Source organism: Paenibacillus sp. J22P143 (assembly GCF_059692035.1).
The window spans coordinates 22,390-36,179 of the sequence record NZ_JCAUAQ010000025.1 but is presented as its reverse complement, the minus strand read 5'-3'; the positions used below and the strand labels follow the sequence as shown (position 1 = coordinate 36,179).

At 49.0% G+C, this 13,790-nt stretch carries 13 protein-coding genes and 2 riboswitches; of the genes, 6 read left to right on the top strand and 7 right to left on the bottom strand.

Going from position 1 to position 13,790, the window contains the following annotated elements; genetic code table 11:
• Nucleotides 1–174 precede the first annotated feature (174 nt).
• Nucleotides 175–933, bottom strand: coding sequence for an exodeoxyribonuclease III (locus tag AC58PQ_RS24065; RefSeq protein ID WP_497246093.1), 759 nt, complete (start codon nucleotides 931–933; stop codon nucleotides 175–177).
• Nucleotides 934–1,156: 223 nt separating this feature from the next.
• Between AC58PQ_RS24065 and cysK the strand changes: the two genes are divergently transcribed.
• Nucleotides 1,157–2,095 (top strand): cysteine synthase A, encoded by a 939-nt coding sequence (gene cysK / locus AC58PQ_RS24060; protein ID WP_497246091.1) that lies wholly within the window; start codon nucleotides 1,157–1,159, stop codon nucleotides 2,093–2,095.
• 76 nt (nucleotides 2,096–2,171) lie between these two features.
• Here cysK and AC58PQ_RS24055 read toward each other — a convergent pair whose 3' ends face one another.
• Nucleotides 2,172–2,954, bottom strand: coding sequence for a lipase family protein (locus AC58PQ_RS24055; protein ID WP_497246089.1), 783 nt, complete (start codon nucleotides 2,952–2,954; stop codon nucleotides 2,172–2,174).
• A gap of 174 nt (nucleotides 2,955–3,128) precedes the next feature.
• Here AC58PQ_RS24055 and AC58PQ_RS24050 point away from each other — a divergent pair, with 174 nt between their 5' ends.
• The 4 genes from AC58PQ_RS24050 (at nucleotide 3,129) to AC58PQ_RS24035 (ending at nucleotide 7,810) form a co-directional block, all read left to right on the top strand.
• Nucleotides 3,129–4,844 (top strand): ABC transporter ATP-binding protein, encoded by a 1,716-nt coding sequence (locus AC58PQ_RS24050; RefSeq protein WP_497246087.1) that lies wholly within the window; start codon nucleotides 3,129–3,131, stop codon nucleotides 4,842–4,844.
• Between the two features lie 153 nt (nucleotides 4,845–4,997).
• The gene (locus tag AC58PQ_RS24045; RefSeq protein ID WP_497246085.1) at nucleotides 4,998–6,074 is read left to right on the top strand and encodes an ABC transporter permease subunit; all 1,077 of its coding nucleotides are present in this window, start codon (nucleotides 4,998–5,000) and stop codon (nucleotides 6,072–6,074) included.
• Nucleotides 6,071–7,027 (top strand): ABC transporter permease subunit, encoded by a 957-nt coding sequence (locus AC58PQ_RS24040; RefSeq protein ID WP_497246083.1) that lies wholly within the window; start codon nucleotides 6,071–6,073, stop codon nucleotides 7,025–7,027. The genes AC58PQ_RS24045 and AC58PQ_RS24040 overlap by 4 nt, the downstream gene beginning before the upstream one ends.
• Before the next feature lie 333 nt (nucleotides 7,028–7,360).
• Nucleotides 7,361–7,810, top strand: a complete 450-nt coding sequence (locus AC58PQ_RS24035) for a YdeI/OmpD-associated family protein (RefSeq protein WP_497246081.1) — start codon at nucleotides 7,361–7,363, stop codon at nucleotides 7,808–7,810.
• Nucleotides 7,811–7,865: 55 nt separating this feature from the next.
• On the opposite strand, the gene AC58PQ_RS24030 is transcribed toward AC58PQ_RS24035, so the two are convergent.
• From AC58PQ_RS24030 to AC58PQ_RS24010, 5 genes are all read right to left on the bottom strand, one after another.
• A complete protein-coding gene (locus AC58PQ_RS24030) occupies nucleotides 7,866–8,186 on the bottom strand; it encodes a DMT family transporter (RefSeq protein WP_497246079.1) in 321 nt (106 codons plus the stop codon).
• A gap of 89 nt (nucleotides 8,187–8,275) precedes the next feature.
• Nucleotides 8,276–8,378: riboswitch (guanidine-I (ykkC/yxkD leader) on the bottom strand.
• A 98-nt stretch (nucleotides 8,379–8,476) separates the two neighbouring features.
• The gene (locus tag AC58PQ_RS24025; protein ID WP_497246077.1) at nucleotides 8,477–9,085 is read right to left on the bottom strand and encodes an MSMEG_1061 family FMN-dependent PPOX-type flavoprotein; all 609 of its coding nucleotides are present in this window, start codon (nucleotides 9,083–9,085) and stop codon (nucleotides 8,477–8,479) included.
• Nucleotides 9,086–9,253: 168 nt separating this feature from the next.
• A complete protein-coding gene (locus tag AC58PQ_RS24020; protein WP_497246075.1) occupies nucleotides 9,254–9,724 on the bottom strand; it encodes a C40 family peptidase in 471 nt (156 codons plus the stop codon).
• 3 nt (nucleotides 9,725–9,727) lie between these two features.
• Nucleotides 9,728–9,866, bottom strand: a riboswitch (cyclic di-AMP (ydaO/yuaA leader).
• Nucleotides 9,867–10,034: 168 nt separating this feature from the next.
• Nucleotides 10,035–10,853 carry a hypothetical protein gene (locus AC58PQ_RS24015; protein WP_497246073.1) on the bottom strand — a complete coding sequence of 273 codons (819 nt, stop codon included), beginning with the start codon at nucleotides 10,851–10,853 and terminating at the stop codon, nucleotides 10,035–10,037.
• An 84-nt stretch (nucleotides 10,854–10,937) separates the two neighbouring features.
• Complete coding sequence (locus tag AC58PQ_RS24010; protein WP_497246193.1) at nucleotides 10,938–12,932, bottom strand: M1 family metallopeptidase; 1,995 nt, start codon at nucleotides 12,930–12,932, stop codon at nucleotides 10,938–10,940.
• A gap of 194 nt (nucleotides 12,933–13,126) precedes the next feature.
• Here AC58PQ_RS24010 and AC58PQ_RS24005 point away from each other — a divergent pair, with 194 nt between their 5' ends.
• Entirely contained in the window at nucleotides 13,127–13,618 is a 492-nt protein-coding gene (locus AC58PQ_RS24005) for a YwhD family protein (RefSeq protein WP_497246071.1), read from the top strand.
• The last annotated feature ends 172 nt before the right edge of the window (nucleotides 13,619–13,790 follow it).

Genomic DNA, 13,790 nt, shown 5'->3' with positions numbered 1-13,790 from the left:
AATAGCAAAAATCCAACTCCGCCGTCTTCTTCGGTTTCTTTTCACTTTGCATCCCTCACAGGTCATCGAATTTGATTTGACTCGATCGTACCATGTAGGAAGTTATTTCCAGCAGTGGCTATGGTCGGAGTGGGCACCCCTCCTGAAGTCGGGGATTGGGCTCAGTCCAGCTCACTAGGCTAATTCCAACTCCAAAACAACTGGACAATGATCGCTCCCCAGAATATCACAAGCAATCGATGCATCAGTAATCGTAGGTACTAAGCGCGCTGACGCGAGGAAATAGTCAATCCGCCATCCCACATTCCGGGCACGAACGCCTGGCATATTGGACCACCATGAGTACATGTCCGTTCTCTCCGGATAGAGATGTCTGAACGTATCGATAAAGCCTGCTGCCAGCAAGTCCGTCATTTTGCCACGCTCTTCGAGGGTGAAGCCGGAGTTGTTGTGATTGCCTTTGGCATTTTTCAAATCGATTTCGTTGTGGGCCACGTTCAAATCACCGCAAACCAATACGGGCTTAACCGTATCCAATCCGACCAAATAGTCACGAAACCGATCTTCCCACTCTAACCGATAGGGCAGTCTGGATAAATCGCGCTTCGCATTCGGTGTGTACACCGTCACGAGATAGAAGTTCTCGAATTCTAATGTTAGGATGCGACCTTCGGGCTCTGAATCTTCTTCGATGCCATAACGGACAGAAAGTGGCTCCACTTTGGAGAAAACGGCTGTGCCGGAATACCCTTTTTTCTCCGCATAATTCCAATATTGCTTATACCCCTCGCCGAGGTCGAGCTCGATCTGTCCCTCTTGCAATTTCGTCTCCTGCAGGCAAAATAGGTCAGCATCCACTTCTTTGAAATAATCCGTAAACCCTTTATTCACGCAGGCTCGCAAGCCATTTACATTCCAAGATACGAGTTTCATATGTTGTTTCTCCTTGCTTTCTGCTTATGATTTTGTACAACCTAAAAATCAGTGTACCATATGTTCGACCAATAGATCTTCGGCAGAATCCCCAATATAAGAAAATACCACACCCATTCATCAGGATTATTGATTTAAATTCCTTCACGGCTGGTGCTATACTTGGTTTATCCTACTAAACGTATAGGTTTAATATTACGCCTTTGAAAGTGAGGGTCCCCCAATGACCAAAATATATAATAACTTAACAGAGCTAATCGGCAATACACCGCTGCTTGAGCTCTGGAATTTCAATAAACGGCAAGAGGTAGAAGCGCGAATTGTCGCGAAGCTGGAGTATTTTAACCCGGCAGGCAGCGTGAAGGATCGCATTGGCTATGCCATGCTGAAGGATGCGGAACGCAAAGGGAAAATCAATCAAGACACCGTCATCATTGAGCCGACGAGTGGCAATACGGGCATTGGTCTTGCCTTTGCGGCAGCTGCCTTGGGCTACCGATTGATCATTATTTTGCCGGACTCATTTAGTGAGGAACGCCGCAAAATTGTCAGAGCGCTTGGCGCAGAGCTTGTGCTCACACCAGCTGCCGAAGGCATGCAAGGCGCAATTCGCAAAGCCAAGGAATTAGCTGCTGAACTGCCTAACTCCTATATCCCGCAGCAATTTAACAATCCAGCCAACCCCGAAATCCATCGCACAACAACAGCGGAAGAAATATGGCGAGATACGGGCGGTAAGGTTGATATTTTCGTGGCTGGCGTAGGTTCAGGAGGCACCATTACAGGTGTAGGAGAGATCCTGAAGCAGCGACATTCCGATGTTCAAATTGTTGCGGTAGAACCGGCAGATTCCCCTGTACTTTCAGGTGGCACACGAGGCGTGCACCAGATTCAAGGGATCGGCGCTGGATTTGTGCCAGATAATTTTAACCGGGCTGTCGTGGATGAAATTCTCACCGTAAGCAACGAACGGGCTATGGAGACGGCACGCCAATTGGCCAAGAGTGAAGGTCTTCTCGTCGGTATTTCATCTGGAGCGGCAGCATACGCAGCGGTCCAGTTAGCCAAACGACCTGAGAATAAAGGGAAGACGATCGTCGTCATCCTGCCGGATACCGGTGAGCGATATTTGTCATCGGCGCTTTTTGCAGAGCTCGAATAAGGGGAACCAACGAACCAATTCAACCGTGAAGGATAGTACAGTAAAAAGAGACTATGGGCCATCCCCATAGTCTCTTTCAGTTCGGGCAGAAGCCCGGCGTTTTGGCGCAGATGAGCTTGGCGTATTTCGGATCCAGCTTAGTCAGTTCATTGAAATAGCCGCTAACGGCATGATTACCTGCAAACGAGCCGGTCGGAAAGTCGAGCTCAACCCCTTTTTTAACATGAATATAATGATAGAGATCACCAGTGAGCGGAGATGTATAAACGAGCGGGGGAAGCTTAGGGACCATATCATTACGATTGTAGATGCGGTAGTGGGGGCCTGTTTTACGGTTAAATTGATTAGCGAAGGTCGTATTCCCTACGCGAGGCGAACCGTAGGTATAGACAGCAGGGTCTTTGAACTTCGTATTCGTTGCTAAATCAGAGGCGCATAATGTTGCGAGTGCACCACCTAAGCTATGCCCCGTGAGGTAAAGCTGCTTGTGAGCAGACAACTTGTTCATGGCCGTTATAATTTGCTTGCGCGCAGATTGATAGATAGCTAGAAACCCTTGGTGCGCAAGGCCGCCTTGTTTGGCGTAGGGAAATTCGGTTTGCCTAGCAATGGCGTCGGAGATCCAATCTGAGGCGGTGGAAGTCCCTCGAAATACAACGTCAATTTGGCTGTCGGATTCCGTTATGAAGCCGAATAGCTCGCGCCCGCCAAAGGCTGAATTCGCTGTAAAAGGAGTAACAATCCGATAAGTAGCAGGTAAAATAATGCCTTCCGTCCCTTGTTCAAGTTGGGTATAGCTTTGGCCGCACATCGCCGCGAGGCGAATGGCAGTTCGCGTATCCATAGAGTTGTTGAACATGATTCCATGCCTCCACAGCCAGGATATGATATACCTATTCATATGAAAATAAGGGATACATGTCCTCCGACAATTGCCTATTTGTGGAGGGTTTCAGGTATAATAGGCATGTTGCAACCAGTACAAATGCGAAGCCATGTTGGTTGTCAACGCTACGAAAGGTGGAATAGACACATGTTAAGAAGGTTTTTTTCATACTATCGGCCCTATAAGCACTTATTTATTTTGGATTTTACATGTGCTGTTGTGGCTGGGCTATTGGAACTTGGGTTCCCGCTCGCCGTCAATCAGGTTATCGATAAATTGCTTCCTGCAGGGAATTGGGCTTGGATTATATGGGCTTGTTTAGGTCTGCTTGCCGTCTATGGTATTAACACACTGCTCCATTTCGTCGTCACGTATTGGGGTCATAAGCTGGGGATTAATATTGAAACGGATATGCGCAAAAAGATGTTCAACCATCTGCAGAAGCTGAGCTTCCGATTCTATGACAACAACAAAACAGGGCAGTTAATGTCGCGTATGTCGAATGATTTGCTAGAAATCGGTGAGGTTGCGCATCATGGGCCTGAGGATCTGTTTATTGCCGTGATGACGCTCATTGGCGCACTTCTGCTCATGCTGCAAATCAATGTGAAGCTGGCGCTGCTCACGTTCGTCATTGTGCCGTTCCTGCTGTGGATTGCGGTATATTTTAATCGGAAAATGACCAAAACCTTCCGCCGCATGATGGGCGATCTCGCGGATATTAATGCCAGAGTCGAAGATAACATTGGCGGTATTCGAGTGGTTCAAGCATTCGCGAACGAAACCCATGAGAAGAAATTGTTCGATGTAAACAATGGCCGATTCCGATTGACGAAGCTGGCTTCTTATAAAATCATGGCCTGGAACATCTCCTTAAGCTACATCTTAATGCGTTCCGTTACGGTATTCGTGCTCATCTGTGGCACTTGGTTTGTGATCGATAAGCAAATTAGCTATGGCGAGTTTATTGCCTTTGTACTATTAACCAGTGTATTCTTGGGTCCCATTCAGAAAATCAATAACGTCATTGAGAGCTATCCGAAGGGGATTGCTGGCTTCAAAAGATACATCGAAGTGATTGACACCGAGCCAGAGGTGGCTGATCATCCGAATGCCCGCAAGGTGGATCACCTAGAGGGGCAGATCAAGTTTGATAGCGTCTCCTTCGGTTACGGGGACGAAGCTCGCGTGTTGAACAACATCTCCCTCTCGATTCGAGCGGGAGAGACGGTCGCATTCGTCGGGCCATCCGGCGCAGGCAAAACGACGATCTGCTCTTTGCTGCCTCGCTTCTACGACGTCACCGAAGGCAGCATTACGATCGACGGGCTTGATGTCCGTCAGATCGAACTGGAATCGCTGCGCCGCCAAATTGGCATCGTGCAGCAGGATGTGTTCCTGTTCTCCGGCACCATGCGGGAGAACATTGCGTACGGCAAGCTAGGCGCGACGGATGAGGAAATCTGGGACGCTGCGCGGCGCGCGCAGCTGCAGGGGTATATCCAGTCCCAGCCGAAGGGACTGGATACGGTGATCGGAGAGCGCGGCGTCAAGCTCTCCGGCGGGCAGAAGCAGCGCCTCGCGATCGCGCGCATGTTCTTGAAGAATCCGCCGATTCTCATCCTCGATGAGGCGACATCGGCGCTGGATACCGAGACCGAAGCGGCGATCCAGCAATCCTTGGCGGAGCTGTCGAAGGGCCGCACGACGCTCGTCATTGCACATCGACTCGCGACGATCAAGAACGCTGACCGCATCGTTGTTGTAACGGAAGATGGCATCACCGAGCAAGGCGCGCACGAGGAACTCATCGCTGTGGGCGGTGTGTACAGCCGACTGCATCATGCGCAGTTTAGCTCTTAAGTAAGGAAGCTTTCACCTCCCTGTTCGACCAGGGCGATGAAAGCTTTTTTCTCTTTCAATAGAATGTACTAGTCCATCCCAAAACCTTCGTGATAAACTATCACAATACGAAGACTATTTTACCTAAGGTAAATAATAAAGAGGTGGCATGGATTGAAGTCAATAGGACGGTGGCTTTTGCTGGGTGTGGTCACACTGATTGGTATTTTCTTGCTGAGTAATATCAGGCAGATGTTCTTGTCCGTCCAGCCCGATCAGATCAAAGTGGCGGTCAATGCCAGCATTAGCATTCAGAAGCTAAGTGAGATGCTGCCTGGCAGTAAGATTTTGAATGAGAAAAGCGGTCTGCTAGAGGTCCCCTACGGCAAGTTCTGGGAATACCAAGGTACAGCCATGACGATCAAAGGTGTACTGCGATCATCGGTCGTTCCGTTAGACAAGCCTATCATTTCGTGGCGTTATTATGGTTATACCGTCAAGGATCAGCTCAAAGGCTTCCTGCATGGCGATTTCGGTAAGTACCGAGATCCCTATACACGTAAAGAAGTGGCAATGACGCAAGCGATACCTAAAATGCTTTTAAAAACCTGCACCTACTTCATACCTGGCCTGCTGCTCGCGATCCTACTCAGTATGCTGTTTGCCCTGTGGGCTTCCATATCGAGGCGAATAGGCGTCATGCTGGATGGTATTCATGCGTTGCTTATTGGACTACCGGACTTTTTCCTGATCGTGCTTATACAATTGGCGGCAATTTACGCGACTAAGCTGTTAGGGCACTATGTTTTGCTCATCGTTCAAGTGGGGGACAGAACACCATTTCTTATTCCTTTCCTTACGATAGCCCTGATTCCGTCCGTTACGATTTATGGGACATTCCGTGTAGCCATTGCACGTGAATTGGGGCAGGATTACGTTGTAACCGCAATGGCCAAAGGATTGACGCGACGTGAGGTGCTCTTTTCGCATGTGCTGCGGAATGTGATGGAGGATGTGTTGGCTATTTTGCCAAGAGCTACGACATTAGCTCTAGCCAGTATGGCTGTCGCGGAGGCGATTTGTGGCATTGGGGGCTTGGGAGGCTTCATCATATTGCCGATCTACCAAGGGATTACCTCCATGTCCGCGATCTGCGTGGTGCTTGGATTGGTTGCGATGGCCTTTCATGTCCTGTATGCGCTATTGCGGAAGCGGTTCGTGGTACGTGCGGAGGAGGTGGCTAGACCATGAGAAAACGTCCGACTACCGCTTTTTATGTATCGATCGCTTTCCTAGCCATCTTCCTGCTTGTGATGGTGTTCGGGGGCTGGATGAAGCCGCATGGCATTACGCCAGAGGACAAAATCAACATGATCCAATATCAAGAAGACGGTAAAACCAGATACGCAATCCCGCCTTATGCACCTAACAGCACGTTCTTGCTCGGAACGGATCATCGAGGCTTCGACATGCTCAGCTTGTTATTGAATGGGTTAAAATACACACTTGGCACGGCACTTGCGCTAACCTTTCTTCGATTGGCTATGGCGTTGCCATGGGGATTGTGGAGCGGGATGACGGGCAGGGGCCGAGGCCTTCTCCGATCCTTACAGTGGGCGGTTGCAGCGGTACCGGCATTTATTTTCCTCTATCCGCCACTAGCGGGAATGTATTATGGGCTGAGGCTTGATCTCGGGGCCAAAGCGGATCCACACAACAAGCTGTTGTTCAGCACCACCTTCGTAATACTAATTACACTGATTGGCATGTTCCCATTAGCACATCAGGTCGCAGACCGTACGCGCTACTATAGCGGCAAAATGTTCATTGAAGCGTCCCGCCTCATGGGCGGTTCCTTCTGGCATCGAACGCTGCGGCATATTTTCCCCTCGATGAGAAATGAAATGATGTTTATGTTCTTAAGCGAGTTCATGCAAGTGCTCTTCCTACTCGGTCAGCTTGCCGTATTCAATCTCGTTTTGGGTGGTACCGAAACGATCGGTGACTCAGAAGCCGGCTTCCAAATCAACATCAGTACCTCCGGGGAATGGTTGTCGCTGATCGCCTACGGCGCACGCTATATTCGTCTGCATCCGTGGATTATTCTCAGCGCGGGAACGAGCTTTGCCATGCTGTTCCTGTCTCTGCAATTTTTCTTGAATCAGCTCAAACGCCGCTATGGCGAGGAACGTCAGCTAATGTAATAGGGTCGAGCGTCCATCCGTAGGGTGGGGCTCGGCTTTTTTGTCGTTCTTTGACATTGAACCTGGCCGTAATCCAACTCTAACTGGAAAATCATCATTTCCAATGCCTAACGGACACAGCAGACGCTATTTTAGCGAAAAAGGAGTTCTGCAAATTCTAACGGACGTCACAGCCGTTACTCGCTTCCTTGGGGCGCCTTTTTGCCCCCAAAACTGGAAATAACGGCGCTGGAGTCCGTTACATCGGGAACCATCCTGTTTTTCCGGAAATAGCGGCTTACAGGTCCGTTAGAAATAAAGCCATTCTTCACCATTACCAAGGAGGCATCAACCATGAGTGTAACGTTCCAGACAACCGTGATGAAAGCCCACAATAAAAATGCTGCTGGGATTTCCATTCCCGAAGAAGTCATGACTTCTTTAGCAGGAGGCAAAAAGCCAAGCGTTTCCGTGACCCTGAACGGTTACACATATCGAACAACCATCGCAGTCATGGGGGGCGAATACCTCATTCCGCTTAGCGAAGCCCATCGACAAGCCTCCGGCTTAAAGGCCGATGACCCCGTCGAGGTGACGCTGGCTTTGGATCTCGCGCCTCGCACGGTTGAAGTACCAGCCGATTTTCAATCTGCATTGTCTGAAGTAGAAGGCGCTACCGGGCGGTTCGAAGCTCTCGCATTCTCTAAGCGCAAAGAATTCGTCCGACAAGTCGAGGACGCGAAAACACAAGAAACACGCCTCCGCCGGATTGCCAATGTGGTCACGCAGATGAGCGAGGTCTAATCGCAGTACGCATTTCATTTGTACCCAAGCAGTTCGACCTCTAAGCACAGTTGTCCTAGTGCCCAGACGTAAATTTCAGCCCAAGCACACCCACCAAGATCAGGACCATAAATAGGATGCGGAGCAGGCTGATCGGTTCATCGAGAAATAGCGTGCCAATGATAATGGCACCGACAGCACCGATTCCGGTCCAAGCGGCATAGGCGGTTCCGATGGGAAGAGTTTTCGTAGCCGCCGCTAAGAAATAAAAGCTAACGATCATTCCGAGTATTGTAACCACAGTGGGGACAAGCCGTGTAAATCCGTTGGAAAATTTCAATGAGATGGCCCACACCACCTCAAAAACACCTGCAATAACCAGGTATAACCATGCCATAAGTTCTCACTCCTTTAGGTTTGCGATCGATGTTGTTAGTGTCACCAAAAAAACAGAGAAAAGCCCGAGAGTCTCGCATTGCTGCGTTAGACTCCCGGGCTTTTCTCCCTCCGTGACCACAGCGTATTCGCTGTGTGTTTTCCCTTGGACCAGCAGACGAAGACACGCCTCGGAACCCTAGAAAACGACATGCCGTTATTATAGGACGGCTCACATCCGATGTCAAGTTACACATTTTGGTTGTTTGAGCGTCTTCTTTTGGTTGATGTTCTACATCCCGAGATTCCTGCCTACGCCTCCAGCGCAATCCCGTTCAGTGCCAGATGCGCACGGAACATATCCATGCCGTCCGGCTGTTCCTGCTCGGGTACCCAAGTACCTGATTCCCAAATCCTCGACAGCTTGAGTGCGCGGCTGCAATGCACGAAGCATTCCTGCACTTCGACGCCAACAGCTGCGATCGGTGACTTGCCATTCAGCTGCATCGTCGCCAGCAATTCTTCATCCTTCGTCAAATAAGCGCGGCCATTGACACGGAGCACCATTTCGACACCAGGAATGATGAACAGGAGACCGACTTGCGGGTTGGTCAGCAGATTCTGCATCGAGTCTAGTCGGCGATTGCCGAGTCTTTCTGGGAAGATGAAACGGCGTTCATCTAAGACGCGAACGAATCCTGGGGCATCCCCGCGTGGGGACACATCGCTCGAGCCATTCGTATTCGACGTGGAGAAGAAGAATAAAGGCGATTTGGCAATGAAGGCACGTGCGTGCTCGTCAATCTGATTGATAACTTTATTTGTAACCGCGGGATGCGGCTCTCCGATATCCGCTCTAATCTCATCAATAGATTGAACAATACCGGGAAATGGGGGAAGTTTGCTAGCGTTAGTATCCATGCAGTCTGATCCTTCCTCGAATAAAAAACGTGTAGTTGTTAATTCCATACTTATGTTGCCCGAGCCCGATATATATCGTATACGCTGATGTCCTCGCTCAAATGAATAAAGCCCTGCAAGCCGCTCTTACGAGCAAAGCTTGCAGGGCTTTATTCTGTGCCGAGAACATTACTTGGATTCAGCAGTTAGTTGATTGTAGATATCATCCCACAGAACACGTCTGGCTGATACATATCGCTTCGCATAATAGGATTCGCTCAACTTATTCTTAACAACACCTTGATTGGTAGCGGAGTGAACGAATTCACCATCACCGAGGTACATCCCTACATGAGAGATACCGCTGCCATCCGTGTTGAAAAATACAAGATCGCCCTTACGAAGATCACTTTTGTCAACCCAGTAGCCTTCTTTGTTTTGTGATTTGGAGCTGTGTGGCATGTCGATGCCGAACTCGCCGAACAAGTAGGACGTGAAACCAGAGCAATCAAATCCTTTGGTTGTCGTTCCTGCCCATCTGTAAGGAGTTCCAACAAGCTCGTCTACCGCATTATCCATATCGGATGCTGCGAAAACGCTTCCTACACTAACACTCAAAAACAAAACAAGACTAAAAACAAGACCAACAACTTTCTTCAACTGCTTGTCTCCTTCCGGTGCCTACGAGGTTAGCTGGAGGGTTCGGTTGAAGGTTCCCTATGATCCCTGTCTTGCAAGATCAATTCACCCGGAGTGGTTCCCCCGTTTCCCCATAAACTGAGGAATTCGGCATGCAATATTTGGTTTTTTTGATGCTAGTCCTTTTAATTCGTCATAAAGAATGAAAATCCTCTTTTTAGTTTGGAAAATAGGCTGAAAATAAGCGAAATAGTTCGGAAATAAGACAAAAAAAAGCCCCTTTCTCAAGGAAAGGGGGTGAATGCCTGCCTATTCGCTGTTTTGCTGGCTATTAATCGGATATTTTGGCTGAAAGTAGCTGATATTGGGAAGAGATGCCCCAGATCTGGATGAAAATGTGAAATAGGGGGTACAGCTGATAAATAATTAGTGCTACCAGTCCTGCCCACAGGTAGGTGGCTGTGACCGTGACCCCTGCCAATAGTCCTGTGAATAGTAAAAGGGTGATGGCAAGTCCGATAATCGGCAGCGAATGTCGAAAGAAAGAGATAACAGTCGATAAGATACCAAGCTTAGCTGCGATCGCGAATTGCACGTACATAAAGAGAAGCTGCAGGAGAAAGCCGTACACCAATAAACTAGTTATCCAAGGCAGAAGATCGAGAAGTACCTGCTCATAAGAGGCGCTGTGTCCTAGAATGTATGTGGCCTTCGGAAAGATCCAGATTAATGGAAGCAGCGTAAAGGCGATCCGGATCAGATATACAAGCAAGAACGGAAGCATGAGCTGCTTCATCCCGCGAACAAAGCGATAGCCAGCGTTCTGGTGGGAGTGTGTAAGTGAGTAGAAGACACCGCCATTCAGGAGAGGCGTAAGCAGCATGCGAGCACATAGCAGCGCAGCAAGCCACCAGAGATACGAATAGCTGAGATCTGTTTTGATCAATTGAAACTGGCCTTCAGCTAAGAAAATTTGTAAAGCTTGTTTGGGCTGCTCAGCGCCTGGAAAACGATGCATGAGGGGGACAAGTATTCCCTGCACGAGCTTATACAGGAGAATACCCCAGCCCATCTGATACAGGAATAGAATGATCGTGGCAAAAGGCTGCGCCATAGCTGCCCTGAAGCCGGATTTGATATAGGTGGCCAACGAGGTCCCTCCTCAACATTTTCTTTAGAAAACTGGCTTCGTAAGCATACGCTCAGAGTTTGTCATAAGACGTAAGTCAAGTCCTTACCAGGCGACTGAGCCGAAGATGGCTTGCAGGAGCTGAATAATGCCGAGATTCCACCGAATTTGCCACTTTGTATTTAGTTGCGTTTGATAAAAGTTGTTGATGTGCTTATTTTCTAGGATGAGTGTGTACTTGGGATCGATCCGCACCCAGTCGACAGGGGACGCATGCGTTAAAGTGAAATCGATGCTGCTTTCCTTGCCATCCCATGTTTTATCCAGCGTTGTACCATCTGCAAAGTGGAACTGAATCGGCACTTCCGGGGAGTTGCCGCCATGCTTAACGATGCGAACTGTGCTTTCATAAGCTTCAGCGCCTTTAGGCCCCTGAGCTTTCACCTGCACACGCTCGACAGAATAATCCATCATCATGCTGCCATATACATACTGATCAAAGAAATCATCCCACTTCGTTTTGCTGACATCCTCCACAACCTGCTGGAAATCCTTCGTAGATGGATGCTTGAACTGCCACCGCTGGAAATAAGTTTTCATAATGCGGTCCATCACCTTGGTGCCGACTTGCTGCTCAATCGCTTTCAGCACGAGCTTGCCGCGCGTGTACACGTTTTCTGCATACTGATCATGTCCTTTGTAGGCCCATGCCTCTTTCTGCAGCCCATTTGGTGAAGTGATATAGCTGGACTCGACAGGTAAATTAGGCACATCGCCATATTCAGTTTCCATGACTTTATCCTCCGCATAAGAGGTGAAGCCTTCATCAAGCCATGCTTCCTCGAATTCATTACTGGCGACAAGCCCATAGAAGAATTGGTGGCCGATCTCGTGGACGACGACACGTTCCAGTTCTAAATCGGGATCTTTGTCGCTGGCACCCCACGCGGTGACCAAAGTCGGATATTCCATGCCGCCGGCACCATTCCCGCCAGGGGGCGGAACAACGATTGAAAGCGTGGAGTACGGATACGTTCCGTACCACTGGCTGTAACGCGAGAGCGCCTTTTTAGCTGCGTACATGTAGCGATCCTTCAAATCTTGATGATTGGGATCGAGATATAGTTTGATTTTAACCCCAGGAACTTGTGGGGCAGAGAAGGGCTCTTCCACATAGACGAAATGAGGCGACGCCGACCATGCGAAATCATGGACATCCTCGGCATAAAATTGGTACGTCTTCATGCCCTTGTCCGTCACAGCAGGCTTAACCTGAAAGCCTGTGGCCGCCACCATATAATTCGCGGGCACTTGAATTTTCACATCATACATCCCGAAATCGGCATAGAACTCGGAGTTTCCATGGTATTGATGGAGATCCCAGCCAGGCTCCGTCCGTCCTCTTGTCCCCTTGCGTTCATAAGCGGCAACCTTCGGAAACCATTGCCCGGCCATAACGAAGTCATCCACATACCCCATTCTGGCAAAAGCTGCAGGCAGCTTAACAAGGAATTCGGTATTAATGGTCACACGTTCTCCCGGTCCTACTGGCTTAGTCAATGGGATTTTGAGCAGTGTATGGTCGTCCTTATTACCGTCATCCGGTTGCTCGAACGACATCCGCTTGGTCAGATCGTCGCCAGTATCGGACTTCACGGATAACAGCTCCATGCTGCCGCCGCTTTCGGCCTTGGCTTCATCCTCCCGCAGCTTCCCCCCGGATTCGCGCATAAACGTCGTTTTCTTCGAAGCGAATGCATTCGGATAGAGGTGGAGATAAATTTCTTTCACAGGAATGGAGCCTGGATTTTCCCACGTGAGCGTTTGTTGCCCTTGGAGCTGCTGTGTTTCTGGTGTGTAGGCAACGTTCATGTGATATTCAGCAATACGATAACTAAGTGGTGTTGAGGTTTCTAACGGTTTGCCATTATCTGCAGGCTGCATGTCCGGTGTCTTTGCAAAAGGTACATCTTTAGAGACGACAGGAACGGTCCCTCTTGGTGTGGAGGGGAGCAAGGTGTTCGTAAGTAACACTGCGCCGGCAGCAAGGAGCATGACAGCAAACCACTGTACCTTGCGGCTATTGAATAGAGCATTCATATCCATGAGATTCACCCCGCCTAAACAAGCATCTACAGCATGTATATGTAGACAACCTAGGGAATATTTCTGCGAGGGGAAGAAATGTTTAGAAATAGGAATGGCAAGCCTCCGCCTCTTGTTCTACGGGGTGACTTTCGCTACAATGAAAGCAAGTCGTCATTTTAACCTAATGTAGAGTGGAAGGTGCCCTTATGGAAGCGGATAAGAAGAAGCTAGCCTTAAATATAGTAAGCTCAAAAGTGAATCACAAAGGCTTCGGTGCAGGAGCTATTGATCTCAGTAACGTCTCCGGTATCATTATTGACGGGGATGAAGCGTATCTGGATGAAGGAACACTGCATGCCAAGAGTAAGATTGAGAAAGGGATCAAATTCTCCACGAACAAAGAGGATGTCCCGAATGGCCGTAAAGCCTGGATTGTGTGGGTAGCGGTTGATCGAACAGAAGAGGGCGCCTACTATGCGGGGATGTCCGCTTGCGAAATGTTAGTCGATACCGAAGCACGTCGCGGATGGAAGATTCTTGCTGAGCATGTGAACAAAATGGATGGCGCGATGAAGCGTAAGTTTATCCTAGATGGATTGTCTGACAGCGAGCGAGCAGCTCTTCGAAACTGTCTGATTGCGCACAATGAGGACTGGTGGAATCGCTCCGATCAAAGCTTGAAGGACGCGCTTTCCTAAGCTTTCTTTAGCAAATACAAAGAATATGAACATTATGTGTCATCCATTGTTACACAATGTCGAAGCGGGTATACTAGACCCTAGTGTATGTTACCTCATATACTAGGACAGCAAAAAGGCAGGACTAAGACGCGCTTAGTACTGCCTTTTTGTGTTTTCTATTATTGGGGAA

What these genes read in the sequence shown, in the direction of transcription:
- AC58PQ_RS24055 (WP_497246089.1), bottom strand. Translation starts at nt 2,954, where the DNA reads ATGTTCAACAACTCTATGGATACGCGAACTGCCATTCGCCTCGCGGCG.
- AC58PQ_RS24005 (WP_497246071.1), top strand. Translation starts at nt 13,127, where the DNA reads ATGGAAGCGGATAAGAAGAAGCTAGCCTTAAATATAGTAAGCTCAAAA.
- AC58PQ_RS24035 (WP_497246081.1), top strand. Translation starts at nt 7,361, where the DNA reads ATGAGTGTAACGTTCCAGACAACCGTGATGAAAGCCCACAATAAAAAT.
- AC58PQ_RS24010 (WP_497246193.1), bottom strand. Translation starts at nt 12,932, where the DNA reads ATGAATGCTCTATTCAATAGCCGCAAGGTACAGTGGTTTGCTGTCATG.
- cysK (WP_497246091.1), top strand. Translation starts at nt 1,157, where the DNA reads ATGACCAAAATATATAATAACTTAACAGAGCTAATCGGCAATACACCG.
- AC58PQ_RS24030 (WP_497246079.1), bottom strand. Translation starts at nt 8,186, where the DNA reads ATGGCATGGTTATACCTGGTTATTGCAGGTGTTTTTGAGGTGGTGTGG.
- AC58PQ_RS24065 (WP_497246093.1), bottom strand. Translation starts at nt 933, where the DNA reads ATGAAACTCGTATCTTGGAATGTAAATGGCTTGCGAGCCTGCGTGAAT.
- AC58PQ_RS24040 (WP_497246083.1), top strand. Translation starts at nt 6,071, where the DNA reads ATGAGAAAACGTCCGACTACCGCTTTTTATGTATCGATCGCTTTCCTA.
- AC58PQ_RS24050 (WP_497246087.1), top strand. Translation starts at nt 3,129, where the DNA reads ATGTTAAGAAGGTTTTTTTCATACTATCGGCCCTATAAGCACTTATTT.
- AC58PQ_RS24025 (WP_497246077.1), bottom strand. Translation starts at nt 9,085, where the DNA reads ATGGATACTAACGCTAGCAAACTTCCCCCATTTCCCGGTATTGTTCAA.